At 60.2% G+C, this 25927-nt stretch carries 27 protein-coding genes; 13 read left to right on the forward strand and 14 right to left on the reverse strand.

Features of this window, described 5'->3' with window-relative positions; genetic code table 11:
• Positions 1-272 precede the first annotated feature (272 nt).
• Positions 273-1103: an SGNH/GDSL hydrolase family protein gene (locus AC5RV1_RS09640; RefSeq protein ID WP_493994364.1), complete on the reverse strand. Its 831-nt coding sequence runs from the start codon at positions 1101-1103 to the stop codon at positions 273-275.
• 160 nt (positions 1104-1263) lie between these two features.
• Here AC5RV1_RS09640 and AC5RV1_RS09645 point away from each other — a divergent pair, with 160 nt between their 5' ends.
• The 3 genes from AC5RV1_RS09645 (at position 1264) to AC5RV1_RS09655 (ending at position 4307) form a co-directional block, all read left to right on the forward strand.
• Complete coding sequence (locus tag AC5RV1_RS09645) at positions 1264-1635, forward strand: hypothetical protein (protein ID WP_493994365.1); 372 nt, start codon at positions 1264-1266, stop codon at positions 1633-1635.
• A 338-nt stretch (positions 1636-1973) separates the two neighbouring features.
• A complete protein-coding gene (locus AC5RV1_RS09650; protein ID WP_493994366.1) occupies positions 1974-2732 on the forward strand; it encodes a hypothetical protein in 759 nt (252 codons plus the stop codon).
• 183 nt (positions 2733-2915) lie between these two features.
• A complete protein-coding gene (locus tag AC5RV1_RS09655; RefSeq protein ID WP_493994367.1) occupies positions 2916-4307 on the forward strand; it encodes an NYN domain-containing protein in 1392 nt (463 codons plus the stop codon).
• Positions 4308-4607: 300 nt separating this feature from the next.
• On the opposite strand, the gene AC5RV1_RS09660 is transcribed toward AC5RV1_RS09655, so the two are convergent.
• Genes AC5RV1_RS09660 through pdhA form a run of 3 tightly spaced genes read right to left on the reverse strand, consistent with a single transcriptional unit; the run spans position 4608 to position 8460 of the window.
• Positions 4608-6125, reverse strand: coding sequence for a dihydrolipoamide acetyltransferase family protein (locus AC5RV1_RS09660; protein ID WP_493994368.1), 1518 nt, complete (start codon positions 6123-6125; stop codon positions 4608-4610).
• Between the two features lie 2 nt (positions 6126-6127).
• The gene (locus AC5RV1_RS09665; RefSeq protein WP_493994369.1) at positions 6128-7240 is read right to left on the reverse strand and encodes an alpha-ketoacid dehydrogenase subunit beta; all 1113 of its coding nucleotides are present in this window, start codon (positions 7238-7240) and stop codon (positions 6128-6130) included.
• Positions 7237-8460, reverse strand: coding sequence for a pyruvate dehydrogenase (acetyl-transferring) E1 component subunit alpha (gene pdhA, locus AC5RV1_RS09670; protein WP_493994370.1), 1224 nt, complete (start codon positions 8458-8460; stop codon positions 7237-7239). Before pdhA ends, AC5RV1_RS09665 begins: the two co-directional genes overlap by 4 nt.
• Before the next feature lie 470 nt (positions 8461-8930).
• Here pdhA and AC5RV1_RS09675 point away from each other — a divergent pair, with 470 nt between their 5' ends.
• The 3 genes from AC5RV1_RS09675 to AC5RV1_RS09685 all read left to right on the forward strand — a co-directional run bounded on the left by AC5RV1_RS09675 (position 8931) and on the right by AC5RV1_RS09685 (position 10386).
• On the forward strand, positions 8931-9377 hold the full coding sequence (locus AC5RV1_RS09675) for a hypothetical protein (RefSeq protein ID WP_493994371.1): 447 nt from the start codon (positions 8931-8933) through the stop codon (positions 9375-9377).
• A gap of 114 nt (positions 9378-9491) precedes the next feature.
• Positions 9492-9848 carry a hypothetical protein gene (locus AC5RV1_RS09680; RefSeq protein WP_493994372.1) on the forward strand — a complete coding sequence of 119 codons (357 nt, stop codon included), beginning with the start codon at positions 9492-9494 and terminating at the stop codon, positions 9846-9848.
• 67 nt (positions 9849-9915) lie between these two features.
• A complete protein-coding gene (locus tag AC5RV1_RS09685) occupies positions 9916-10386 on the forward strand; it encodes a hypothetical protein (RefSeq protein ID WP_493994373.1) in 471 nt (156 codons plus the stop codon).
• A 409-nt stretch (positions 10387-10795) separates the two neighbouring features.
• Here AC5RV1_RS09685 and AC5RV1_RS09690 read toward each other — a convergent pair whose 3' ends face one another.
• The gene (locus AC5RV1_RS09690) at positions 10796-11206 is read right to left on the reverse strand and encodes a nuclear transport factor 2 family protein (protein WP_493994374.1); all 411 of its coding nucleotides are present in this window, start codon (positions 11204-11206) and stop codon (positions 10796-10798) included.
• Positions 11207-11407: 201 nt separating this feature from the next.
• On the opposite strand from AC5RV1_RS09690, the gene AC5RV1_RS09695 reads away from it, so the two are divergent.
• The 5 genes from AC5RV1_RS09695 to AC5RV1_RS09715 all read left to right on the forward strand — a co-directional run bounded on the left by AC5RV1_RS09695 (position 11408) and on the right by AC5RV1_RS09715 (position 14602).
• Entirely contained in the window at positions 11408-12019 is a 612-nt protein-coding gene (locus AC5RV1_RS09695; RefSeq protein ID WP_493994375.1) for an ANTAR domain-containing protein, read from the forward strand.
• A gap of 403 nt (positions 12020-12422) precedes the next feature.
• Positions 12423-12665: a hypothetical protein gene (locus AC5RV1_RS09700; protein ID WP_430227060.1), complete on the forward strand. Its 243-nt coding sequence runs from the start codon at positions 12423-12425 to the stop codon at positions 12663-12665.
• Between the two features lie 110 nt (positions 12666-12775).
• Complete coding sequence (locus AC5RV1_RS09705; RefSeq protein ID WP_256248981.1) at positions 12776-13240, forward strand: Lrp/AsnC family transcriptional regulator; 465 nt, start codon at positions 12776-12778, stop codon at positions 13238-13240.
• A 343-nt stretch (positions 13241-13583) separates the two neighbouring features.
• A complete protein-coding gene (locus tag AC5RV1_RS09710) occupies positions 13584-14375 on the forward strand; it encodes a polysaccharide deacetylase family protein (RefSeq protein WP_493994376.1) in 792 nt (263 codons plus the stop codon).
• Positions 14372-14602 (forward strand): hypothetical protein, encoded by a 231-nt coding sequence (locus AC5RV1_RS09715; RefSeq protein ID WP_493994377.1) that lies wholly within the window; start codon positions 14372-14374, stop codon positions 14600-14602. Before AC5RV1_RS09710 ends, AC5RV1_RS09715 begins: the two co-directional genes overlap by 4 nt.
• Before the next feature lie 3 nt (positions 14603-14605).
• Here AC5RV1_RS09715 and AC5RV1_RS09720 read toward each other — a convergent pair whose 3' ends face one another.
• Complete coding sequence (locus tag AC5RV1_RS09720; RefSeq protein WP_493994378.1) at positions 14606-15697, reverse strand: acyltransferase family protein; 1092 nt, start codon at positions 15695-15697, stop codon at positions 14606-14608.
• Positions 15698-16286: 589 nt separating this feature from the next.
• Between AC5RV1_RS09720 and AC5RV1_RS09725 the strand changes: the two genes are divergently transcribed.
• Positions 16287-16433, forward strand: a complete 147-nt coding sequence (locus tag AC5RV1_RS09725) for a hypothetical protein (RefSeq protein WP_493994379.1) — start codon at positions 16287-16289, stop codon at positions 16431-16433.
• A 90-nt stretch (positions 16434-16523) separates the two neighbouring features.
• Here the strand turns inward: AC5RV1_RS09725 and AC5RV1_RS09730 are convergent, their stop codons facing one another.
• The 6 genes from AC5RV1_RS09730 to AC5RV1_RS09755 all read right to left on the reverse strand — a co-directional run bounded on the left by AC5RV1_RS09730 (position 16524) and on the right by AC5RV1_RS09755 (position 23661).
• Positions 16524-16865 carry an SGNH/GDSL hydrolase family protein gene (locus AC5RV1_RS09730; RefSeq protein ID WP_493994380.1) on the reverse strand — a complete coding sequence of 114 codons (342 nt, stop codon included), beginning with the start codon at positions 16863-16865 and terminating at the stop codon, positions 16524-16526.
• 499 nt (positions 16866-17364) lie between these two features.
• Complete coding sequence (locus AC5RV1_RS09735; RefSeq protein ID WP_493994381.1) at positions 17365-18456, reverse strand: acyltransferase family protein; 1092 nt, start codon at positions 18454-18456, stop codon at positions 17365-17367.
• A gap of 762 nt (positions 18457-19218) precedes the next feature.
• The gene (locus tag AC5RV1_RS09740) at positions 19219-20448 is read right to left on the reverse strand and encodes a MinD/ParA family ATP-binding protein (RefSeq protein WP_493994382.1); all 1230 of its coding nucleotides are present in this window, start codon (positions 20446-20448) and stop codon (positions 19219-19221) included.
• Between the two features lie 328 nt (positions 20449-20776).
• Positions 20777-20923 carry a hypothetical protein gene (locus tag AC5RV1_RS09745; RefSeq protein WP_493994383.1) on the reverse strand — a complete coding sequence of 49 codons (147 nt, stop codon included), beginning with the start codon at positions 20921-20923 and terminating at the stop codon, positions 20777-20779.
• 690 nt (positions 20924-21613) lie between these two features.
• On the reverse strand, positions 21614-22654 hold the full coding sequence (gene galE / locus AC5RV1_RS09750) for a UDP-glucose 4-epimerase GalE (protein ID WP_493994384.1): 1041 nt from the start codon (positions 22652-22654) through the stop codon (positions 21614-21616).
• Between the two features lie 149 nt (positions 22655-22803).
• Positions 22804-23661 (reverse strand): glycosyltransferase family 2 protein, encoded by an 858-nt coding sequence (locus AC5RV1_RS09755; protein ID WP_493994385.1) that lies wholly within the window; start codon positions 23659-23661, stop codon positions 22804-22806.
• A gap of 74 nt (positions 23662-23735) precedes the next feature.
• Here AC5RV1_RS09755 and AC5RV1_RS09760 point away from each other — a divergent pair, with 74 nt between their 5' ends.
• Positions 23736-24290: a serine O-acetyltransferase gene (locus AC5RV1_RS09760; protein ID WP_493994386.1), complete on the forward strand. Its 555-nt coding sequence runs from the start codon at positions 23736-23738 to the stop codon at positions 24288-24290.
• On the opposite strand, the gene AC5RV1_RS09765 is transcribed toward AC5RV1_RS09760, so the two are convergent.
• Positions 24222-25442 carry an MATE family efflux transporter gene (locus AC5RV1_RS09765; RefSeq protein WP_493994387.1) on the reverse strand — a complete coding sequence of 407 codons (1221 nt, stop codon included), beginning with the start codon at positions 25440-25442 and terminating at the stop codon, positions 24222-24224. The genes AC5RV1_RS09760 and AC5RV1_RS09765 overlap by 69 nt on opposite strands.
• Positions 25442-25927, reverse strand: a 486-nt coding sequence (locus tag AC5RV1_RS09770) for a hypothetical protein (protein ID WP_493994388.1), incomplete at its 5' end; no start/stop codon positions are given. The genes AC5RV1_RS09765 and AC5RV1_RS09770, both read right to left, overlap by 1 nt.

Below are 25927 nucleotides of genomic sequence, written 5' to 3' on the forward strand. Positions count from 1 at the left end.
CAATGCATTTCCCCGGTTTGGGCGGCTGCCGCCACTCCCGCCAACAGGCGGGCCAGCCAGTACGACGGCGGCGCCCGCCGCCGTCGTACGCCTCACCATCCCGAGGGGTGCTGCCACCTCGACTGATGGAGGGTTTGGGTTGAACCAACATCAACTGATGGAGCGTTTCGGAAAACCCGACGTCAAGTGATGGAGCGTTGGGGTTGCATGGGATTCGGAGTGCGGACCTTCGCCAGGTGTCGCCGGCAACTGGTTCCCGCGCGGGCATCCGGCTATCGGACCAAACTGGCCCAGGACTCCAGGAACTTCTCAGCCATGTACGCATGGCCGGCTGAGTTTGGGTGGGCGCCGTCAGCGTCCAAGCCCGGGCTGTTGGCAGTTGTGAACCAGCCGGCCTCGATGGCGTCAATGAAGGGAGCGCCGGCAGCAGCGGCGCCGGAGCGGACGGCGCTGTTCACGCCGCGGAGTTCCTCGGCGAGAGGCTGGGGCGCCGACGGTCCGAGCACTACCACCTGGACGCCCGGCCAGAACCTGCGGGCGGCCTCGATGGTCTGCGCCGTGGCCGCAGTGACTTCTTCAGCATTGGGGACCTGGATATCGTTCTGTCCGCCCTGCAGAACGAGGACGTTGGGCACGAACGCGGGGTTGGCGGCAATTTCCCGCAACCGAATTTCGTACTCACCCGCAAGCTCGTCCTGCCCACCGCCGCCCCAGGCGAACCCAGTGCCGGATACGCCATCAATATTGGTCGGATATCCGAGCTGCCGGGCAACCAGGTACGCCCACCCCTGGTCCGGCTGGTCGGCACCAACACCGGCAGTGTACGAGTCGCCCATGATCAGGAGGACGGGCTCAGCTGGCAACTCAATCCCCGGTTGCGGCGCGGTTGCAGTAGCTGTGGGTGCAGGAGCCGTAGAGGTGGGAGCCACAGACACAGGAGCCGTAGGAGCTGCCACCGAAGCGCTTGCCGTCACGGGGACGGCCTCGCCTCCGCCCTGTGGACCCATCAGGGCGATGGCTGCCACCCCAAATGCGGCCACGGCCAGCACGAAAAGTGCGGCGTACTTGGTCCACTCCTGCAGGCGCCCGCCGTTTCCCCTCACCGGCACATCGTACCGGCGAAAGTGAGCCCTCTGGGGAGCCGCCCGTTTGGGGCTCGACCCCAGGGTAAGCAGGCGAGCGAAGAGCCCTGAGGACAGAGACCCGAAGCGGTGCTCTTCTCCTGCCTAGGACCCGGGCAGCTGCTAAAAGGGTTAACCAACCGTGACCTTCCGGTCGTTCCTTCGCCGGACAACAGCCATTACTGTCGATTCCACCATCCGGAAGAACGGAAAAGAGGCGACGATGAGCATCGACATCGAAATTGGTAGCAGCCTCAGCAACGAGGACGCGGCGCACTTTGCGGCCAAGACGGAAGGCATCACCACAGCGATGCAACGGGTAAGGGAAGCCCACGCAGCATACAGCTGGGCGTGGACGGACGAGATCCGCTGCCGGGGATGCAACGCCAGCCTCGACATACCTCTACTCGCCAGCACAAAAGCCAACGCGGACAAGGCCTTTCAAGCACACCAGGCCGCCCAGCTGGATGCCTTGCTGGCTGCCGACGGCCTCAGCCCGGCAAACCAGACATGAAGACTTCCTGAAACAGCTGTAGGCGTACGCCGGCGGCACGCGCCGCCGTCGTACGCCTTAACTCAGGAGCCACGAAGCGGAGGCAGACCTGGTGGAGAAGGGTAACGCCAGCTTGATGGCTTGCCGTTGTCTGGCTAGTGGGCTAGGGGTACGATGCTCCCGGGGAGAGGTTCTGGTCTCGCATGACGAGAGTTAGGGGGCCACCCCGTGACTGGCCTATTCGCCATTCGGCTGGACGGAACCACGACTCCCCTCCTATCAAGGCCTGTTCCGTGCACCGGGTCATTGTCCAAGCTGCGTAGGCACATTCTCTTGTGGAATTCTCTTCGGGAGACAGCATGAAGCACAGGCGCATCAGGATTCTTCGCCTGTTTTCTGCGTCCCTTGTGGCATTCGTCCTGCTGGGTGCATCGTCACAGTGCAGTGCAGCAATCAAAAACGCGCTCAACGCCGTAAGTCAGACCAAAGAAGAAGCTAGGCAAGTCATTGTTCATCAAGAGACAGCTTCTAGCCTGCGGTTACAGGCCCAGAAGCTTGAATCTGCGGCGTCTCAAGTTCCAAAGGATGCCGAACTAACGACAAGCGAAAAGGCGAACTTAGACCAAGCAGTTCAGCTTGCCGCGCATCTAAAAGACATGGCGGAGATGGTGGGAGTGTCGGAAAAGATCGCTGCACTAATTAGCGATGACGCAGCTGAGCTTGTGGCAGCATCAATTCTTCAGCGGAGGCAACCCTCGGCAGCCCTTAACGCACATTTACAAAAGACAGCGGAATCCCTCCTGAGAGACACCATGTGTTCCCAGTTTTCCTCTTTCATGTCAGCAGAGAAGGAATCGGAAGCACAGCTCCAAAGAAAGGGCTACTCCCAGGTTTCCGCCAGTGAGAAGGGAGTTTTTGAGGCCTTGAGGACTTACATTGCTCAGGTCCAGACCCTCGCCCAAGAAGCTGACCAAGTTTTAGATGCGTTCAGACTTTCGAAGGCAATCCTCACAACCGCGAATACCTACATCAAGCGACTCGAACAGACTGTGAGCGCCGCTTCTTGGCAGAACGAAGGCGCCTTTCAAGCCTATATGAGGCATTGCGTCGTCAAGTGACCGAGTGACACGATGATCCGGTCAGCGCGTGGCAGATCACGATGCTTTTGGGCCGCCGCTCCCCGTTCTAGCCTTTACTGCCAGACATCTCCTATCCCGATGCTGACTGATCGTAGGATCCTAGCCGACGATGTGACTGACCGATCTAGGCTGCCGTAGAGTGCAGCGATGTGGGCTGGCGCTATGGACGTTGCATTCGCGCAGAAGACGTATGGACACGGAGAAATCGAGAGCCGCCGGAAAACAATTAACAGTACGCTTCGTAGACCCAATTTACGAAGGTCGATGGTGATCATGATGCGAACAGCGCTATTCCTCGATTTTGACAACTTTTTCAGCGGTCTAATGTCAACCGACCCTGCTTCGGCGCTAGAACTGGTGTCGGGCCCATCGCGCTGGCTGCAGAGGCTAAAAAGCAGCTATTCGGACGGTGCTGATCGCCGATGGCTAGTGCTGCGGTGCTACATGAACCCGGCAGGTTCAATTACGGATCCGAGGAACCCCAGCGAACGCTTGTACTTCTCCAAGTTCCGCCCCTTTTTTACTCAGGCGGGTGTAGAAGTCGTAGACTGCCCGCCGCTGAGTAAAGGATCGAAGAATGGCGCCGATATCCGAATTGCCATCGATGTTATGGCCGCACTGCAGGCAAATACCCGATACGACGAGTTCGTAATCGCTTCGGCGGACTCGGACTTCACTCCATTGTTGCAAGTTCTCCGGGCAGATGATCGTCAAATCACGGTCATTGCAACATCGTCGACTGCTATTGCCTACGAATCGCTCGCCGATCGATTCCAGGACGAACAGGACGTTTTCGATCTGATAACGCCGGACGAACCAAAAGAAACCGGCATCGAGACAGAACTACCGTTTGATTCTCCAGCTGACCAGTCCTCATCTTTCCCGCAGGGGCCCAACGATCCTGATGTCAGCATTGCTTACGAGAATTTTTCGAAGGTTGTGATTGACACCTACTCGCAATCGCAGACACCCATCAATTTGGCTCGCTTGTCTACCGATCTAAGGAAGCACATAGGCCCGGCGGCAGGAGCAAGCGCTTGGTTTGGCGCGGGTACGTTCGTTCGGGCAGTGCAGGGATTGGCCCTTCCGAACGCAGCGTTTTCTCATCATTACTTGTGGGATCAAACCCGCCACCAAGAACCAGCTGTGACCATCCAGTCCGACTTGCCTTCTTTGGTTGCCCAGGTGGCCGCAGTTACGGGGCTCCCGAGGATCCCTTCGACCTACTGGCCGGTGGTCTATCAAACGCTTGAAGCCTACGCCGCGTTATATCAATTCAACTTCACGGAGTCCTCGAAGTGGTCACGCGATCACACCGCCGAGCAAGGCTTCGAGATACCTCGAAGGGCCTTTTCCTTTGTTGCTCGTGCCTGTCAGGACGGTGGCGCAAACCTGAACGAGGAGCCATCACCGTCCGCCGAAAGGATTGCCTACGCCATGTTTGTAAGCGTCTTGCGGAGGGCTGAAATTGCAGGACTTGAGGTCAACCATGTGGAGAAGTCGGAATTGGCTGACTGGCTCTGCTTGGAGTTCGCGGACGACGTGGCCGGGTAGTCCCGGCCACGCGTCGACGGTCCTGACCGGCCGGGAGTGGCCCGTAACAGCAAATTCACGTCTAAGACGGCGGCACGCGCCGCCGCCCTAGGCCTCGCCTCCGAGTGGTAGTTCCCACCCGACTGATGGAGGGTTTGGGTTGAACCAACGTCAAGTGATGAAGGGTTTGGGAAAACCCGACATCGAGTGATGGAGCGTTCGGGAAAAGGCGACGTCGAGTGATGGAGGGTTTGGGAAAAGGCGACGTTAAGTGAGAGAGCGTCCGGGGGTGGGGGTGTTAGGGGTGGGGTGGGGGTGGGTTCAGAGGTCGGCTAGGAGGGTGGTTGGGTTTTCTATTGCGTCGGCCACGAAGCGGAGGAAGCCTGCCGCGGTGCCGCCGTCGCAGACGCGGTGGTCGAAGGTCAGCGTCAGCTCGGTGACTTTCCGAACGGCCAGCTCGCCGTTCAAAACCCACGGCTTGTCGATGATCCGGCCCACGCCGAGGATGGCCACCTCAGGGTGGTTGATGATCGCCGCGGACCCGTCCACGCCGAACACTCCGTAGTTATTGAGTGTGAAGGTGCCACTGCCCAGTTCAGTGGGGGTTGCCTTGCCCTGGCGCGCGACGTCGGTCAGCCGCCGGATCTCCGCGTCCAGCTCCCGGGCACTCAGCTTTTCGGCGGAACGGACCGAAGGCACCACAAGGCCGCGGTCGGTCTGAGCGGCGATGCCGAGGTTGATCCCGTCGAACGAGACGATTTCCTGGGACCCGTCGGACCCGGTCTCGATACGGGTGTTCAGCTCCGGGTACTTTTTTAGCCCAGCTGTGACAAAACGGGCAATGAACGCGAGCAGGCCGGGCACCTCAGAGCCGCCGGCTTTGAGTTCCTGGCGGAGCTCCACCAGCGCGGTGGCGTCGACGTCCACCCAGACGGTCGCCTCCGGGATTTCCGAACGGCTGCGCGCCATATTTGCGGCCACGACTTTGCGCACTCCCCGAACAGGAGTCCGCGAAGAGACGGCCAGGCCGGTGCGGGCGTCCGTTGTCGCAGCTTTTCCGGGGGTGGTTTCGAGAGGCTCCACCACGGGCTTCGGCTCGGCCACCGGAGCGGGCTCGACCACCGGAGTGCTGATTGCCTTCTCCACGTCACGGCGCATGATCAGCCCGCCCTCGCCGGAACCGGGGAGCTCGCCAAGGTCCACGCCGTGCTCCCGGGCCATGCGCCGGACCAGCGGAGAGATCACGGCACCGAGCTTGCCGGGGACGCGGGTGCGCAGGAGGGAGAGGTCCACGTCGGCACCCGCCGCCGGACCGCCGTCGGCCGCCCCATCCTCCAGGGGAAGCGTGCCAACAGAGCCGGCCGCGGTACCCTTCCGCGCCCGGGTCCGGCGGGCAACGCCGTGGCCGCCCGGGGTGCCGTACCCAATGAGCACGTTGCCGGATCCCGCCTTTTCCTCTTCGCGGTAGGCCTCGGCCTCGGGGTGGGTTTCCTCAGCTTCAACTGCAGACTCCCCCAGTTCGGTTTCGGTCGGCTGGGTCTCCGGCTCGGCAGGCTCGGCGGCAGGCACATCCACCGGAGCGGGCCCACCCACAGAAACAGGCGTAACCGAGATCAGCGGCTTCCCCACATCCAACGTCTCGCCCGGCTGCCCGTGCAGCTCAGCCACAATCCCCGCATAAGGGGAAGGCACCTCAACCGTGGACTTGGCCGTCTCCACCTCGGCGATGGGCTGATCAACGGTAATCGTGTCCCCCACGGAAACATGCCAGGAAACCAGCTCCGCTTCGGTGAGGCCTTCGCCCAGGTCCGGCAACAAAAACACACGTGTTTCACTCATGGTCAGTTCTCCCACTGAAGGTCGTCAACGGCGTCGAGGATGCGGTCCACGCCGGGCAGGTAGTACTTCTCAAGCTTCGGCGCCGGATAGGGGATGTCGAACCCGGTAACGCGGCGGATGGGCGCGGCCAAGTAGTGGAAGCAGCGCTCCTGCACGCGGGCCACGATCTCGGAGGACACGGACGCGAAGCCGTGGGCTTCGGCGATCACCACGGCCCGGCCGGTCTTCCGCACCGACTCGCAGACGGTCTCGTCGTCAAAGGGCACGATGGTGCGCACGTCGATGACTTCCAGCGAGCGCCCTTCCAGCGCTGCGGCCTCGGCCGCGGCAAGGGCGGTGGGGACGGACGGGCCGTAGGCGATCAGCGTGGCGTCGGTTCCGGGACGGGCGACGGCGGCGCGGCCTTCGGAGGACTGGCCGGCAGAAGCAGCAGCAGAGTGGGCAGAACGGAGCTCGCTCAAGTCCACCAGGTCCTTGGACCAGTAGAGCTTCTTCGGCTCCATAAACACCACGGGATCGTCCGAGTCGATGGCTTCGCGGAGCATCCTGTACCCGTCCGCCACCGTGGCGGGGGTGAAGACCTTCAGGCCGGCGGTGTGGGCGTAGTAGGACTCGGAGGAGTCGCAGTGGTGCTCCACTCCCCCGATGCCGCCGCCGTAGGGAACCCGGATCACCAGGGGCAGTTTCACGGCGCCCTTGGTGCGGTTGTGCATCTTGGCCACGTGGCTGATGATCTGCTCGAACGCCGGGTAGGCGAACGCGTCGAACTGCATTTCGATCACCGGGCGCATCCCGTTGATGGCCATGCCCACGGCCATGCCCACGATCCCGGACTCGGCCAAGGGCGTGTCGAAGCAGCGCTGCTCCCCGAACGTTTTGGTGAGCCCGTCGGTAATGCGGAACACCCCGCCCAGCGTTCCCACATCCTCGCCGAACACCAGGACGGAGGAATCGGCGTGCATGGCGTCAGCCAGTGCCGTATTCAGCGCCTTGGCAAGAGTGACCGGCTGGGGGCCGGCGGCTTCGGCGGAGGCAGCGGCCGAGGCGGCCGCCCGGGCGGTGGCGGCACTGACGTTGCCGTTGGCCTCGGACGATGTGGTGATGGTGGGGCTCACTTGCCGGCCTCCTCGGTAAATGATGCTGCGTCGCGGGCGAGTTCGTCGGCGAGCAGGGCGGACTGTTCCATCAGCTGGGGCGTGGTCTTGGCAAAGACGTGGCGGAAGAGCTCCTGCGGGTCCACGGGAACGTCTTCGCTGAGGCCGTCACGCAGCTGCGTGGCAACCGCCTCCGCCTTCTCGCGGATCCGCGCCTCGCCGTCGTCGTCCAAGAGCCCGCGGTCCGTGAGGTAGGTCCGCATCCGGTTCACCGGGTCCTTGGCGCGCCACTCGGCAACTTCGCTGTTTTCGCGGTAGCGGGTGTCGTCGTCGGCGTTGGTGTGGGCCTGCATGCGGTAGGTGTTGGCCTCCACCAGCAGGGGGCCGGCGCCTTCCCTGGCCAGTTTCACGGCCCGGTCCAGGACGGCGAGGAGCGCCACCACGTCGTTGCCGTCCACGCGTTCGCCGGCCATGCCGTAGCCCACTGCCTTGTGCGCGAGCGACGGCGCCACGGACTGGTGTGCCAGCGGCACCGAGATGGCGTACTTGTTGTTCTGGACGAAGAAGATGACGGGCAGGTGGAAGACGGCGGCGAAGTTCAGGGCCTCGTGGAAGTCGCCTTCGCTGGTGGCGCCGTCTCCGCACATGGCCAGCACCACGGTGTCCTCGCCGCGGAGCTTGGCCGCGTGGGCCACACCGACCGCGTGCAGCAGCTGCGTGGTCAGCGGGGTGCACTGGATGCCCACTTTGTGCTTGATGGGATCGAACCCGCCGTGCCAGTCACCGCGGAAAATGGTCATCACCTGCACGGGATCCACGCCGCGGGTCATCACGGCCACGGCGTCGCGGTAGGTGGGGAACATCCAGTCACCGTCGGACAGGCACAGCGCGGCCGCCACCTGGCAGGCTTCCTGGCCGTGGCTGGACGGGTACACGGCCATGCGGCCCTGCCGGACGAGTGCAGAGTTTTGGTCGTTGACGCGGCGTCCGACGACGAGCTGCTCGTACGCTGCCAGCAGCTCCTCATCGCCGGGCAAAGGGTACTCGTGGCCGGGTTCGGTGCCCTGCTCACCTTCGGGCTTGAGCCGGCCTTCCGGGTCCACCATCTCGATCTGGTGCCGGGCTGGAAGCATGTAGTCCTCGGCTGTGATGCCGAACTTATTGGCAGCTTCGGTGAGAGCGTCCTCGGCGGGCGCCTTGCTGGTTTGGTCCGGTGCGGTGTGGTTCGCGGAGATCGTCATCGTTCCGTCCTTCTGTTGCCACTATTACTCCCCAGTATCCGCCCACCGAAGGTTTCGTATCCACCACCTAGATGAATCGTGGAGAAGCTGCCCGATTCCGGCCCTTCCGGTAGACGAATTGTATGTGTGAGCCAGATTACGGACAGGAGTGTGGACGAAATGGTAAACCTCCGTAAGTGTCAATTTCAGGGCTTGAAGAGCTTGCGGCGATGGGGACAACTACCCAGCTTCGAATTCCCTGATTATCCGGCCCCAGTGATTTACTGACCCTGACCGTCACGTACTCCTGGGGGATAAGTATGAAGGCCTTAGCTGCCACGTTTTTGCTCGCATCGCTGGTGCTTACAGGCTGCGCCGTGGCTGGTCCTGGCAGTGGTCCGGCGGCGTCAACAGAGCCCCCACCACCATCCGGTGCAAAGACCTACTCAAGCCTGGATCCGGCGGGAATAGAACACATCAAGACCTCGAAGATGGCACGGTTCGACATGACCTCAGGGAGACTTACCAAAAAGGACGTTGGCCTGGAGGACGGCACCAGCCAGGCGCCGGATGTCCTGATTCCCGATGGTGTGATGGAACTGACTATCGAAGCGCCAACGGGTCTGATCCGCGCCAAGACAAACCGGCTCCGGCTCAACGGCATGAACAAGGGGCCCGACTTCCGTGAGATCACGTTCTTCCTCACAGCCGAATCATTGGAGGACTTTACAGCCCTGATTCGCGACGGCGTGGACCGCTACGGCATTCCCAGTGAATCGGCAGAGGACTGGATCGAATCCAAGTCCAGCCAACCGGAGGACAAGAGCGACTTTGCCCTGGCGCCGGGCACTTCAACAGGCCTCCAGGTCCAGTACGACCTCCGCTACGACGGTTTGAAGGACGTCCAGGTCATCATTGTGCACGTCCACCCCGTCTGATCCCGCCCGCAAGACGCGGCCGGCCACGCCCAGGAAGAGAGCACCGTGGAACCCCATCACCAGTACCCCAATAATCATGCCCATCAACCGGCAACTCAGGCCCAAGCACCGCCGTTGCCTGCTTGGGCCAGGGTATTCAGGACCATTCTGCTGGCCCTCGCCGGCCTCATGGTGGTCATGCTGCTGCTTCTTTTTGTTGCGGGCACGTCCGCATCGGCCGATATGTACACCCAAGGCGGGAGAGACATTCTCCAGGCGATCATCTGGCTCGGCTTGGGTACTGTCGTGATGACGATCCCGTACCTCATCGCCAGCATCCTCTACGCCGCCCTCTGGGCGGCTAAGCTGCGCGGCAGGGGTTACCGCGGGTACCCGGGCACTTCCTGGGCGCTGGTTGCCGGGCCCGTCATGGTTGCGCTACCTGTCTTGGCCCTCATCGGGCTGATCGCAGCCGACCCCAGCGCGTTGTGAAAGCACGAAGGCTCAACACAGCAACGTAGCGGCAGCTTGCCCCACCCGCTAAGTGAAAGGACTGACTTTGATTTACGACCGTGAGCGTGAGCGGCGCAACGACGCCGTCTACGCCGAACATAAGAAAGCTGTTGCAGCCGGTGAAAAGCGGGTACTCCGCAGGACCAGCACTGGCGAGCTGCACAGCTACCCTGGTGACGAGATTGGCTTTACCCCCGGCCGCGGGCAGGCCCAGGTCAGCACCTGGTGGGGCATGGGAATTCTCGCGGTTGTTTCCGCACTACTGGCTGTCCTTTCGGTGCTGATATTGATGGCCCCGCTGGGACAGGGAGAAGGGCCCTTCTGGGGCGGGCTGTTCCTGACTGCCCTGGCTGGAGGCGCCGCCTTCTACACATTCACGCTGGCCCGGGACGAATACCGGGCCACCCAGCTCCGCAAGCTGCGGGGCTCGCCGAAGCCCGGCACTGCAGGCGGGGTGGACATCAATCTACTCGAGGTGGGACGGAAACATCGCGAGGAGCCCAACACCCCCCAGTAGGATTATTTCCGGTCCAACCAGGACAAGCATCTCGGCCAAACGTGAAGAAGATTCGTTTCAGCGGTACGACCGCCCGTGACATCGTCACGCATCAGGCACTCACCACTGGGATAGAAAAGGCTCGGCGAAGAATGGGGGGGCGACAATGCTTCAATCCGCGTGCTCGGCCCTCTCGGACATTGACCAGTCCCACCTCACCAAGTAAGTAGAGCACGACGGCGGCACGCGACCGCCGTGCGGCTCACCGTCCCGAGGGAGTCACGGCATTGGCGAGAGAGGGTTTGAGTTGAACCCACATCAACTGCGAGAGGGTTGGAGTCAAACCGACATCTGCTGATAGAGCGTTTGAGTTACAGGTCGGCCAGGACGGTGGCGGGTTTTCGGTGGCGGCGAGAGGCGCCGGGGGTTGCTAGGGAGACGGCGGCGGCGGGTCTGCAGGCACCTCGGACCGCCACGGAGCGCGCCACTCGGCAGCGTCCCAGCCGTCCATGATGTAGATCCGCTCGTGCGCAACGTGCTCGCCCCTGAATTCCAGCAGGCTGACAGTGAACATCCATGGGGCGCCGTCGTAGCTGATCAGGTTCTCCACAACCACCAGGTCAGCCCGGTGGGTGATGCGCCGGGTGTGGAACTTGAGCTTGGCCGGGTACCGTCGCCGCCATTCGCGGAAGTTCTTCACGCCTTCGAAGCGTTCGCCGGACTGGGGGAATTCAAGCACGGCGTCGTCGTGGTATATCTCGTGGGCGATGTCCTCGTCCTTGCCTGAGTACTCCCAGTGACGCCTCAGGGCGTGCATCAGGTCCGCCTCGTCGAGCATCATCGCCTCCTCGGTCCAGGGGACCAAGCGTAACGCCGGGCTCCCGGTCCTGACCAGGGAAATTACGGCGGCGGCCCCACGGCTGGCACAGATGCGGGAGACAGTTTTTCGGAGTGAAACCACCCGTTTATTTGGACAGTTTCCGGGGCCGGGAGCCGGACAACGGAGGATAATGGCGTGCAGGCCCTATAGGGAGCAAAGCGCATGAGCAGGTATGACATTGGCGTGGAGAGCCACCAGGCTATGCCGGACGGGGTTATTGGCGGAGGCGCCGGCCCGCCGATGTCTGCTGCAGCGGAGTTGTTCAAGGCCGTGGCCCATCCGGTCCGGGCGCACATCCTGGAGTTGCTCTCCCACGGCGAGTCCACCATTCCGGAATTATGCGAAGGCACGGGAGTGAAGGCGACGCACCTGTCCCGGCACCTGGGCCAGATGCGCGGGCAGCACCTGATTCAGTGCCTGCGGTCCGACGGCCACCTGATCTACCGGCTGGCGTACCCGGAAGCTGGCGAACTGCTCGCCGCCGCCCGGTCCGTACTCCAAGCCCGGACGGCGTCCGCCCTCTCCTCCTTGCGCCCCCTGCCGGAGGAACTGCCATCCACGGCCCTCTGGGACGATCAGTTCCTGGCTCTGGAGGAATCACTTGTATCGCGGTCAGTGATCGCCAAGGCCTGCGGGGCGATAGCCGCGCGAATCGGCTGCACACCGGAGGAAGCGGCCGGACGGCTCATCATGACGGCCTGCAACCGCAGTTGCACTCTTCTGGAAGCCGCACGGGACGAACTAAGCAACGGGCAGCAACCAAACCGCCCCTGACTTTTGAGGGGCCGAGTTTGCCGGTTGGCAGAAGGAGCCCATAGCGACCGGCTGCGCGCCCGTAATGCTTCTTCTGTTTAGAAAAACTCCTTGACCTTCTCCAGGCATGGGACCACACTCTATTTGGTCGATTGACGAAAACGTCTATCGGTCAAGTTCGGAGTTCATTTTATGTTTTTGTAGGCAGCAGGCTCCGCACCAGGTGGCAGGGATATCCTCTATGGGGGCTCCTGGTGTGGCGATGGACGCGGAGGGGACAGCGTGGTCCCCTCCGCCTCTGAATCACTTTCCCGATCAGCCTTTCCTGCGGCTGGCGGGGACCGGGACAACCAAGCGCCATCCGTCCCGCCGACGCGGGGCGGCATTTCAAACACAGGGAAATGACTAAGGGTGGGTATCCGTAATGGGCATTGACAAGGTGTGGGACCAGCTCGAGCCAGAAACACGGCAGTGGCTGATCGACAATCCCGGGTGCAAAATCCTTCCCCGGTCCGTGGTGGCGGCGATTACAAAGGCCACCGGAGTAGAGTTCGATCAGGACCGGCACGGTGAGACTCTCCTCTCCCCTGCCGACTGCGACTTCATCCGTACCGCCGCGAACCTGGACGATGCCCGGCGCAGCGAGGCCTCGTCCCCGCGTTCCTGACACCCGTTCGTATTCAGCTTGTTCGGTAATCGCAAAAGCTTGCGCAATTCGCCTTACACTGGGAGACGAATTGTAAGTGTGAGCCGGATTACTGATAGGCCGTGGACAGCGTGGCAACCAGGGACGCCGGGACGGAACCCGTCCCGTTGGACGACATCGACCGCAGGATCATCTCGGAGCTGACGCGGGACGGCCGGATGTCCGTCACACAGGTGGCAGAGAACGTCCACATCTCACGGGCGCACGCGTACACGCGCATCGGCCGGCTCACCAGCGAAGGCGTGCTGTCCAGGTTCACGGCGCTGGTGGACCCGATCAAGGCAGGGCTCCGGTCCTCCGCCTACGTGACGCTAAAGCTCAAGCAGGATGCCTGGCGCGAACTGCGAGACCAGCTGGGCGCCATCCCCGAGGTGCACCACGTGGCCCTGGTGGGCGGGGACTTCGACGTGATCCTGCTGGTCCGCGCCGTGGACAACATCGACCTGCGGCGGGTGATCTTCGACCAGCTGCAGTCCATGCCTGGAGTACTTGATACGCAGACGTTCCTGGTGTTCGAGGATCTGGATACGCGGTAGTTGGGTCTGCTGAACTCGCCGAGCTAGTGGCTGCGGTGCGGATTTCGGGTCTCCATAAATGAAAAAGTGTCAGGCCGCTCAGCTTCAACCTTGTGAGCTAGCTCCTAGAACTGACGCATCGTGTTCAATCGGTAAAGGGAACAAACTGCCACGATCCTGACCCAGACAGCGAACAAACTGGACTATTCTACCGTCGTCCAGCCAGCCATCGACTACGGTCACGCAGAAGCAGTTCGCAATGGCGTTCCCCTGTCGGTTGGCGTGCCGGCGGACTGGACACTGGACCCGAACGCAGGGACTGGGACGGTCACCACGGGGCGCCCCCCGCGACGTGGGCGAGTATGTGACCATCGCTGCCTCAGCAGCGTCAGGTGCCTACCGCATCGGGCGCGCCTTCAACCAAAAACTGGGAGCGGGCAAGTTCGTATCATTCCTCATCCGACGTGATAACGCCGAAGCGACGGTCTTTGACCTCTGGGGCTCCCTCGGCGCTTCCGGTGTCGGGACTGCTACGCGCTGGAACAAAACCCTAACCACACTCACAGTTGGAGAGTGGTACCGCGTGGTTCTCAGCACCATCGAGCAGGGCTACTCTGGCACGCCGATCAACACGGCCAAGCTTGATCTGCGCCAGCTCACCATCATGGTCACTTCCAGCGCCGCCGGGCCGGGTAGCGTCTCAATCGCGGACATCCGTCTCCATCAGGGGAAGTCACGCGGGAAGATTGCGCTTATCTCCGACGACGGCACGGCGGACACTTACACCACCATGTTCCCCAAGCTGGCCGCACACGGGTTCCCTGCCGGCATCGCCGTGGAGCACACAAACATCGGCAACCTTGGCTACCGCACGGCGGCTCAGCTCAAGGAAATGCATGACGCAGGATGGGACATGTACGACCACCACAGGACGGACATGACTACACTCACCGCCGCCCAGCAGCGCGCCGTATATCAGGATGCGAAGGCGTTCAAATTGGCTCACGGACTCACCAATGGTGACCGAATTTGGGTGTGGCCCGGAGGTTTGCGCAACGCTGCTACTGAGGCCGTAGCAGCAGAGTACTGGTCCACCTATGCGCCGGGTGCAGTCCTTCACGGAAACGGGAGCGCCACACGTGTACTCGCCGGTTGACCCGCCCGCTGTACTACTGGACGAAGAACAAGACCGCCGCGACCATCAAGGCCAAGATTGACAACGTAGCTGCTACCGGGCAGTCAATGGTCCTGAGTCTGCATCAGATCCTGCCGACTGCAGTTGCGACGGAAGACATCACCATCGCGGCCTTCGATGAGGTGGTAACCCACCTGGCCGCGTCCAACGTCGATGTGGTCCCCGCCTCGCAACTCTGGACCCTGTGACTACTACCTGCGCTCCTGGCTGGACTCTTTAGGAGCCTCCGCCCGGGAGCGCAGGTACGCCTCCGCAGGCCGCTCGAACCGCTCGTAAAGGATGCCGGACAGCGCAACGCAGAGCGCTCCGATTGCCAAGCATCCGACCATCGCCCATTCAAACGGCAGCGGGTCAATCCATCGGTCAGCTAGTTTGATGACCATTTCGTGGACGAGGTACAGCGCGAAGGACCACTTGCCCAGCCTCACAAGGCGATCGCTTCCAAAGTGCCCACCCCGACCGTCGATGTCCGAGACAGCGGACGCAGCAATGACAGCCACGAACCCCGGCAGCATGACCGTGTTGGCAACTACATACGGGAGTTCCTCCGCAGAGTGCAGGGCAAGGAACGTTCCCACCATGAGAAGCACGTAGATTCCGCCGGTGATGAGCAGGGCGTGCCGCACGTCAAAGCGGGGGCGCCAGCCGCGCTGAAGTGCCACGGCAAGGCAGATGCCGATGATGAATTCGCCCAGACGGAAGGCAGGCATGGTGTAGAACAGGTAGCCGAGCGCCCGTTCCGGGGCGACGGCGATGCCTGCCGCTCCAACGACGGCTGTCGCGGCGAACACTAGGCCAGCCAGCATCAGGACGCGCTGGAACCGTCTGACGACAGGAAGGAGGAACGGGAACAGCAGGTAGAAGAAGGCCTCGCAGGCAAGGGACCAGGAAACACCATTGAAGGCATACCGATAATCACCGGGCGGCAGCCACGCTTGGGTGAGGCTCGCCACGAACGGCAACGCTGACCAGACGATCGGCAACCCGATGATCACGGCGACAACTGCGGCAAGGCCCGTGGTCAGCGCGTGCAGTGGCCACACACGGGCGACCCGGCGCCAGTAGAACTGCTTATTGGTGTCTCCGGGCTTAGCTGACCATGCCAGCACAAAGCCTGACAGGACGAAGAAGAAGCTGACACCCGTGTACCCAAACCCCACCACTGGCGCCGTAACTTCCATAGGTTCGAAGTACCGCGAGAAATGGTAAAGCACCACGAGGGCTGCCGCGTAAAACCTCAGACCCGTCAGGCTGCGTAGATGATCACGGCGCGTCTGAGCCACCAGCATTTTTCCCCCAAGAAGTAATCGAGACTGCCCCAATCATAAGGGGTCAATAAGACCGGATATGTCCGAGGACACCACCGGGGTCAACACCTACAGGCCCAGCAGAGGGTTCCTCACCTGGGCAATGCAGCGCCTCGGGCAGCGGCTCCAAATCGTGGCAGCGCCCGGCACAGCAAACGGTGGCATTACGGGGCAGAACACTGCACAGATCCTCGCCCGCGTCCAACAGGACGTTATCGCCCTCGACCCAGGCTGGCGCACGCACTCGCGGGCACCAATGACGTACTCGGCGCCGTGGCATTCGGGGTATCCAAGCGAACCTGACCGCGATCTACGACGCGATCCAGAACGCCGATATCCGCCTAATCCTTGGCACCATCGCCCCGTCCTCCGGAGCGACCACCACACAACTCGTGACCATTGAACGCATCAACAATTCATTGGCCAGCAAGCGCAGACCCAGCCCGGCGCGGTCCTCGCCGACTACACTGCCGTGCTTGCTGGCGCTGACGGGAACTGGCGCGTCACTGGGACCACCGCGTACACAGGCGACGGCACGCACGCTTCCACAGGCGGGGCTATGCGGATGGGTAAGGCACTAGCCAAAGCCTTTGCCCCGGACGTGCCAGCCGTGAACATCCTGCCCACGTCCGACGTTGATGCCGGCGTTCCGGGTTCAGCTCGCAACGTTCGACGCGAACAACGGGTACGCGAACCGGGGCACCGTGATTGATACGGATCTGAACGGGTCGGACATCAACGCTCTTCCGCTGGACAGTAACCTGCCGACAACGGGTATCCTGCGCACACCTACGCTGAAGCCTTAGAAGCCGAGGGCCTTGAGGAACGTGTCAGCCCAAGCCCGGTAACCTTCGGCGCTGGGGTGCACCCCGTCTTCCATCATGAGGGTGCCCCCAGTGTCAGGGAACAGGGAAAACGCGTCGATCTTCCGAACGCCGGGATATTTCCCGGTGATCTTCTCAAGCTCAGCCATGCGGAGGGACTGCGCGGGCGCGGTCGTGCCGGTCTCCTTGTTCTGCTTCATCACGGCCACGGCAGCACCGGGGGCTTTCTTCGCCGCCTGAATCAGAAGCCCCTCAATCGAGCTCGATAACCCTACGTTGTGGCCGTGGTTGATGATCAGTAGGCCCGGAGTCTCGGGCATCAGAGTGTCCAGGTTGTTCAGAGAGTACTGAGCGTCCTTACCTGGTGCTGACCCGTTCCAAACGGTCAGTGTGGGTTCGCCTGCCCCGATACTGCGAGGGGCGCTGTACTGGTCGCTTGCGTTGTCCCATGTGTGGACGGTGATGCCGCGACCCGTGGTTGCGGCAATGTCCCGCAGCGAGGTTTCAACCCAGCCCTGAGCAGGGAAGCCGGTCGAGTCGCCAATGACCGTGAGGCTCAGCGGTTCCGCCGCCGCGCGCAGCTTGGCTGCTACAGCGTCAAAGTCACCACCGTCAGCGATGCCGGCGCGGCAGAGGCCGTAGATGCGGGGCGGTTTACTACCTGCTCGTCGTAGTACTGCTGTACCTTCTCCGAGACGGGCACTGGCTCATGGGAAGCGCAGGCTGTTGCGAAGGAAAGCGAGCCCGCCACGACGGCGGCGGTTAGCAAACGAGCAGAGCGCAAGGGTCCCCCAAAGAGCAAGTTGTGATGTCCAGATTCTAGGGCACTTCGGAGCGAACGCGCTTACCGGGCACCCGCCTGGTCCGCAATTTGTCGGAGACTCTCTTGGAAAGCACGATGACAGGCTTCTCAACAAGAATGTGCACAAACACGCCACCGACAACGGCGAAAATACTGAGTGCCAGGATTGCTGCCGCGAAATTGTCACTCCCCAGTGCTTTCACCCAAAGTGTGGCGCCAACCAAGAGAATAATGTTGTGCGTCAGGTAGATGGCATAGGATGCGTCCCCTAGCAACTGCCATATGCGGGCGAACAGCGTCTCCGAGTTCGGCGTCAGTAGGCCGGCCACCACGGTGACGGAAGCTGCGAGGGCAACTGCGGCGGAATTCAAGGTGTCTCGGACGACAAATGCTAGAACGGAAGCTCCGACAATCAACAGCCAGGGCATGATCGGGTTCTGACTCAACGGTCGCCGCGGCAACTCATACTTTTGACAGATCAAGCCAATCAGAACGCCGCAACCAAACATTGCGTTAGCCCGGTTGAATACGAAATCGAAGAGTTCGCCAGCCTCAAAGTGCAATCCTCCAAAGTCGCGGAGCAGCCAAAGGGCCAGCGGTGATGCGCACCAGGCGTACAGAACGTAGGGCGCCTTCTTCCATAGGAGGAATGAGGCAGCAAAGATGAGGTAGAAGAGCGCCTCATGGCGCAGTGACCAGACCACGTTCGGACGGACCTCGCCCACAGGGAAGAGCAACAGAGAGTTCAGATAGGGTCCCCATTCGAACTCCCGCGTGCCGACGAACCGGATGGCTGCATATGCTGCAACGGCTACCCAGAGGAACGGGACGATCCGGATAAATCTTTTGATGAGGAAGTCAGCGAGTCCAGTTCGGGCCTCAAGCGTTCGTCTCTGCAGGGCTATGTGAATGATGATGAATCCGCTGAGTACGAAGAATATGTCGACTCCGACGGCGCCCTTCGCGAAGATCCCGTCCAGGAAGGGCCGGTTCATGTTCTCGGGGAATGCAAGAATGGCCGCCGCATGGGTCATAACCACAAGAAGCACCGCATTGGCGCGAACGAACTGGAGGCCCTGAATGCCACGGGTCGGTGTAAGAGCAGACAACAAAGTTCAATCCCCCAATATGCGATACAAGGCCAGCCCTACTCTACGGCCCCTGCAAGGGGGCAGGCGCGTTCATCATACGTCCCAGCGTCGGACGTCTGTTGGCCTGTGCCGCGACGGCTCTTGTATCGCCGGTAGAGGAAGTGTGCGCTGAGCAGTGGCAGTGCCATCATGAGTAGGCCTATTCCTAGGCCGAAAAGATATTGAGAAAATTCCACAGCAGGCTTACCTTTCAGTATCAAACCTGCCGATCGTAGCCCGCCCCGAAACCCTTACCAAGTCAAGCTCAAGATTTCATCAAGCAGGGTGTACACAGGGCCGGCTACGAACTGGCCGCCTACCTACAGAACTACAGGCGGCACGGGATCTAGGCGTCGTGGCAGTGATGGCCGCATTCGCAAGGGTCGGTCATCACTTCGCCTCCCATTCGCACCGCGCAGGGCCAGGGACCAAGCCAAGCTTCGCAGCGAGACGATCCACCCAGGCTTCTTTGCGGACCTAGCGCTCGTGCCCACACTCCGGGCACCGCTGGTCCGAACCGTCAACTCAGAGGTCAGGAGGTGGTGGCGCAATGTGCTGGCCGAGTTTCCCCATGTCCTAAGTGTAAGGATCACGTAAGACCGGTTATGTGCCCTACTCTCTACGGCAGGAAGCATGGGGTACGGTCCAAAGACCTGGTGCAACCCGTTACGCGCTCGGTCAGCCTTACCCTGGCTAGGAACGACGACCAGGTCGACACACGAGAGCAAGCCCTAACAAGTTTCAGCGGTACCCGTCAACAATTGCGGCGGCGATCTCCTTGTAAGCTCGCCGGGTTTCGGGCTTCAGCACGTCCAGAGTGACCAGGTCTCCGTCGGCCACGCCCCGGTCGTGCGGGACAGCGATGAGTTCACGGCAGATTCCGGAAAGGTGCTCCTCGATGGCATCTTTATCCACGCGGGAGGACACCTCGTCCTTATCGGTGATCACCACGATGGCGTTCCGGGCCAGGTCTTGGTAGCCGTGGCTCGCGAGCCAGTGCAGAGTGCTGCGGGCGCGCTTGGCGCCACTGACGGCGTAACCGGCGGCGATCACGAGGTTGTCCGCGGACTGCAGAATTCCGCTCATGGCGTTGTGCGTCACCCCGGTGCCGCAGTCAGTCAGGGCCACAGAATAATAGGCGGAAATAAGCTTCCGGATCCGCAGGTACTCTCCGGCAGTCAGCGAGTCCGAGACCTCCGGGTCCTGTTCCCCCGCAATGAGATGCAGTCTGCCTGCGTGGTGCATGTAGCGCGCCAGAGCTGTGAGCGAATCAATGGACTCAATGTTCCGGAGCAGGTCAGTGATAGTGCGGGGGCTGGCCTGCTGATAGATGCCCTCCCCCAAAGCACGCTCCACGAGGTCACCCGAGTCCGGGTTGGCATCGATGGCGCAGGGCGCGTCGCCGCGGTACTCCGCGAGGGTCAAGCCGACGCCCACGGTGGTGGAGGTTTTGCCGATTCCTCCCTTGAGGCTCAGCACGGCAGTGTTGTAACTGCCCTGCAACTGGCGCGAGATGCGGCGGCCCAGTTCTTCTTCCTGACGCTGCTTTGCGCCGGGGCCCATGTTCCAGGCCCCGCCTGTCATCTTAAAGATGGCGCCGCGCAGACCACCGACGGGGCGCGGTTTTTGTTCCTTTACAAACAGTCCTGGCGAACTGATGAAGTCCGGCATGGGCTTTTCGGCGATGGTGTCGGCTACGGTCGGCCTGGCCCTACGGAATGCGGGAGCTTCAGAAGGAGCATGGGAAGGCGGCTTCGGGGCTTCCGGCATAGCGGCATCCGGACCGGAAGCGACGGGATCCGCCGCAACAGACTGGACCGGCGCGGGCTCGGGGGCACGGGTGGGAGCCGGGACGTGTGCAGGAGGCATTACTTCGTCGGCTGCGGCAGCTGCCTCCGCCCAAGAGGTCCGGCGCGTCAGCGGCCTGCCACCGTCAAACTGACTGGCAGAGTTGTGTGTTTCGGCTGGCATGGTTCCTGTCCGGGCATCCGACAGTTCACCGGCACCGCGACGGAGGTCACGGCGTCGGCGCGGCTGCGGCTGCCCTGCATCTTCTGCATGGGCGCGTGCGTTCTGATCCGCCGGATCGGGCATGTAAGTCCCCCAGGACGTTTCGGCAAATTGTTCTGCTGCACTCGTTCAACCAGTAAGTCTAGGGGGTTGGCGAACGTCCTGAGTCAGATGCGCGTCAAGGCGGCCGACACTACAGCTGCAGTGAGGACCAAGAGCACGGCCAGGAGGGCATAGCCCTGCCACTTGGGACGGCCTTTATGGGGGTTGATGTCTACGTAAGGCATGACTAGCGGCGCTCACTCCTGGTGACGGCGAGAGCGGTGATCCGAACGGCGCGGCGCTTAAGCCGCAGCATTTGGTACAAAACAACGAAGGGAACCAGCAGGGTGCCTAATAGGGCGCACAACGCAAAGGCAAACTCGGATATAGCCACAACAGCCTCCATCGGTCACAGTGATCCCCATCAACTATGACCCAATCACGCGACAAACCGAATGACAAGTCATGTCAAAACAGACTTGTACCTACAGAAGTTAAGCGCGCAAAGCCAGCAGGACCACGGCGACCGTTGTCACGGACAACGCTGACAGCAGGACATAGGAAAGTAGCCTTATATTCCGCCGCCGAAACTCCCGGCGTGAGTATCGAGCGTGGTATGCGCTCCCATATCTGCCCATGCCCGACATGCTATGAACACAGCCTCAAGGATTGATCAAGTCATGAGTTTTATGACGCCGGGCAGGCAGCTGCTACACCACAAAGCGGGGCAGGCGGTCATCAACCAATCCCAGGCACGGATGTTGCGGGTGCTACAGGACCGTGAAAAACACCACGTGTGGGCATCACCTCCTGGCCCCTCCGCTCGGCGGCTACCAGCGCCAACAGTCGGCGTATCCATCAGTCCCCCACCGATGCCGTCTAGCCATAGCTAAATGTTCCACAGCAACCACCGGCTCCGAGCAAGAGCAATCTAAGTCGGGACTTTACGCTCTACCCCCGTAAGGCAAGAACGGGGTGGCCCAGCTGCCGTAAGCAGGGTTCGCAGATGGAGTGTCGGGCCTAACGCATGGCTGTGGTCATCGTGTTGACCAGTGGTTCCCACTCGTTCAGGCGTTTTTCACACCTATTTGCGACCCTGCTGGGCAGGCAACACAGAACGAAAACCCGAAGGGTTAGAGGCCTGCCAGCGCCAATGGTCTTCGCACATCTGAGCAAGGGAGCGTCTCGCTGACCAACCCAAATCAGCCATTGCTAACGATGGATCGGCATAGCTAACTGCGCAGTCGCCGTCTCGACGGGGGGCGAATTCAAACGGAATCTTTTTACCCGCTGCAGCACTGAATGCTTCAATAACTTCTAGCACGGATGAGCCACGACCGGTTCCGAGATTCCATGTGAACGTGCCGTTGACCCCATCTAAGTATCTGAGGGCCGCGAGGTGGCCAAGTGCGAGATCGACAACATGAATATAATCCCGAACCCCCGTACCATCCGCCGTGGGATAGTCATCGCCGAACACCTTAACAGCCTCGTGCCTTCCGACTGCCACCTGAGCGATGAAGGGCACCAAGTTATTCGGCGTGCCCAGAGGATCCTCACCGATAAGGCCGGACTCATGGGCACCAGCAGGGTTAAAATAGCGTAAGAGCGCGATGCTCCACCGACTATCAGCGCTACCCACATCAGTCAGGATGTCTTCGATGTGCTCCTTCGTCCTACCGTAAGGATTAGACGCGCTCACCTCAGATTTTTCGGCGATGGGAACATTATCAGTGTTTCCGTAGACGGTCGCCGAGGAACTGAATACCAACTTTCGAACCTCGTGTTTTTCCATGGACTGCAGCAAATTTATTGTTCCAACAACGTTATTGCTGTAGTACGTCAAGGGCCTCTGCACTGACTCACCAACGGCTTTGAGCCCGGCAAAATGCATCACAGCATCGAAGGCTTCGGCTTCTATTAGCTGGTCCACTGCTGCCGCATCCATGAGATCGATAACCCGGAGATCCACTTCTTTTCCGGTTAACTGCCCTACACGCACCAGCGATTCGGGGTTCGAGTTCGCCAAGCTGTCCAAAACGACGACTTCATAGCCCGCATCTAAAAGGCTCAGAGTCGTATGCGAACCTATGTATCCAGCACCGCCGGTAACCAATACTTTCATGCAACAAGTCTAGAGGGTCAGAGGGAGGCACTTCTAGATTGAGAAGAAGTCGCCTCATTCCCTTAGGTAACACGGAACGCCACTATTGGGTGAAATGAAGGAGCGTCCCCATCATGCAAAAGCGCAGAACTTCCCAACCAAGGATGACGCTACCGCTCATAACAAAGGCGACGCAACTCACCGAGTGAAGCACGATCAACCAGTCCATTTTCACCTATGAGGGGCAACCCTTCGAGCTTTGCAGACTTCCTCTCCAACGTCCACGAACCATTGATGGCCTTGAGCGTTCTGTGCATTGAAATGCCGAGCATGCGGGTGGCAGGAACAAGGGACTGCCGAATATTGTATCGTTCGCGTATCAACAGGTGTTCAGCCGTGTTATAGGCCACTTGATTATGCGTTACCTGCTCTTCATGAAAGCGAAACGCAGCAAAGGGTTCCGATACATACTTGAACTTAACCGAACGATCTTGGCGCAACCGGAGAAACAAGTCCCAGTCCATTCGCATCCTTAACTGCGTATCAAAGGGATCAGCCCCCAGGACGCTCTTTCGGAAGAAAGTGGAAGTACTCATCAACGTGCATCCGCGCCACTTCAACACGCTGTGCGGGACGGGGTAGCACTTATAAAGGCGCGTAACCTTTCCGTCCCCATCAACCAAAACCGTATCGCCGTAAAGAACGTCCAAAGATGAATCCCGTTCAAACTCTTCTGCAACACGGTCGAGGGCGCCCGGCAAATAAAAGTCGTCGGCATTCAGCCAACCGACAACGTCACCAGAAGCGAGCGCTAATGCCTTGTTCAGGGCATCCGATTGGCCCTTGTCATCCTCGCTTCGCCAATTTACTCTGCCACCATAAGCAGCCAGGATGTCCTGCGTACCATCGCTAGAATTGCCATCCATAATCACATGTTCAATCGCAAGCCCGTTAGCCATGACAGAATTTATCGCTGTGTCTATGTACTTGGCATAGTTGTAGGAGGGAGTGAGGACAGAGATTTTCAATTGCTTCCGATTCCTTAAAGGTAAGTTGGAGGTACTGGGTGAAAAAAAAGAGCACCATCAGGTACAGTGCAACCATGGCCTTCATCGAAACACTTAGGGCTGACGCGCGTCGGCTCAACGCCAGCAACACATCCCTCCCCAGCCTTGCAAAACTTTTCGTGACTAACAGTTCATTTGCCGCCGCTGCGGTTTTCCGCCTGTCTTCGGCCCTACGCGACTCCCGGCCGGGAGTCGCTCGGCTGCTCTCGAAGGCCAATTTGATACTACACGGCGTTGACGTCGATTACCGAGCAAGCATTGGTTCTGGCATTCTTTTTGCGCATCCCGTCGGGACGGTAATCGGAGGTGATTGTCGTATTGGAGCGAATGTCACTTTGATGAGCGGTGTTGTACTAGGACGAAGGGATGTTCAACATGGACAGGACAAAGGAATGTATCCCACGATCGGAGACAACGTTACGCTTGGAACGGGAGCGAGCGTGCTTGGACCTGTATCAGTTGGAGCCGGTTCCCAAGTCGGAGCGCACGCATTGTTGTTAGAAAGCATAGAGCCAGGCGCACTAGCTGTCGGCGTCCCTGCCAAAGCTAGACCTACTAAGGTGAACGGCCAGCAGAACATAAGTGCTTAGCACAGTCCCTATAGTTCCAACTGACACCGCCCAGACAAAGTCTTGAAGACCCCCCTCCGTTATGGCAACCAGGTAGAAAGCAAGAGCCGCCGCTACGATTCCTACTACCTGACCTGCGAAGGATATTCCGCCCAGCCGGAGTACACGAATAACCGCACCCCCGGGCTGGCCTATGAGAACGAATGTCAAGGCCACTATTACTGGCAGCGAAAGGTCTTGAACTACCGGAAGCTGCTCGGACGGCAACCAATACTGCCCAGTGACCATCACTGCCCAAAACGCTGCCACACCCATAACGCAAGCAACGGCGCTACATAGCGCAACCCCTATGGAGAGATGCCTGACTACCGCTCCACGGTCCCTTCGGCCGGCAAAAAACTTGATCATTCCTGGCTGGAAAGCTGTACCCAGTAATGCAAGTGGGGAAAGAGAGCTCTGCGTCAGACGCATACCGCCAAAAGACGAGGATCCGTACATCGGTAATGCCATCAGCGGCAACAACTGAGAGACACCTGTCGCTAAAAAGTACTGTAAAGCGAGAAGGAATTCGAACTTGCTCTTGCTGCGAACAAAGCCCGCGGCCCCAGATAACGTCACCTTTCGCCTAATCGAATATCCGGCAATGGGCCATACCAAACCTATAGCAACACTAAGCCAAATTGTTAGTGGATGATCAAAATCGGTCATCGCCAATGCGAAGAAAAGCAAAGCAAGAACAAAGCGAATCACTTCGACGCCGATGACAAGGGAGCGATTTGCCTTAGCCGTCTGATCCCCTGCAAAGAACCAATACCTTACGGCATCTGAGCCTACAAAACCTGCGATATATAAGGCCCCTGGCAGCAGCTGTGGCGAATGTGCCCAAATCAAGAAAACCACAGTAATGCCTGTTAATCCTGTGATCCACAGGAGAAAAAACGAACCGTATCCTTTGGACCTATGATCCTTCAAGCCTTGAGAAAGCAGTTGCTCGGCAAACACCGAACGGTTGAAAGACAATATCAACATCCAGCCCAGCCATACCCCAGCAAGTAGGCCAAAGTCCGCAGGTGAGAGCAGTTGCGCAAAGCCTAAGGTTACAAGAAAGCTTGTACCGGACTGGCAAAGCTGGCTTGCTGCAGTGTGCAATATCGACAGAATGCTTTTCCTCACTATTTACGTGGCCTAAATTGAGACTTTGAGTAACCCAACCGAGTACCAGCTATTGTTCCTGCTTGCTTCGGTACTTGGGCAGCCAGCGTATCCTTACTGATACCGGACATAGTTCGAGTTGTGTTGGCCAAGCCTAGGCAAATCACCGTGTAAAAGAACAGAGAAGAGCCGAGACTGTCAATTACTGGATTTACTGCGAAGGTAGCAAGCCCAGCCGCTAGGGCAGGCAGCCATTGCTGGACATAGCCCAGCGCTGCGGGGTTTGTCGGCCTCATGGCGGCCGCTACAACCGCTAACAGAAGAATACTCATTAGAAGCACGGCAATCAGGCCCCCCACTAACGCCAAAGTGAGAAATGAATTGTGTAAGGGAGTAGGCCGAAAGGAGCCGTTAATGTTGGCGAGGGCAGTAATGCCTACCCTTGCTGCACCTCCCAGAAGTGGGCTCTCTTGAATATAAGGAACTGCCTGTTGCCATAAGAAGAG

The organism is Arthrobacter sp. Hb9-2, assembly GCF_059091165.1.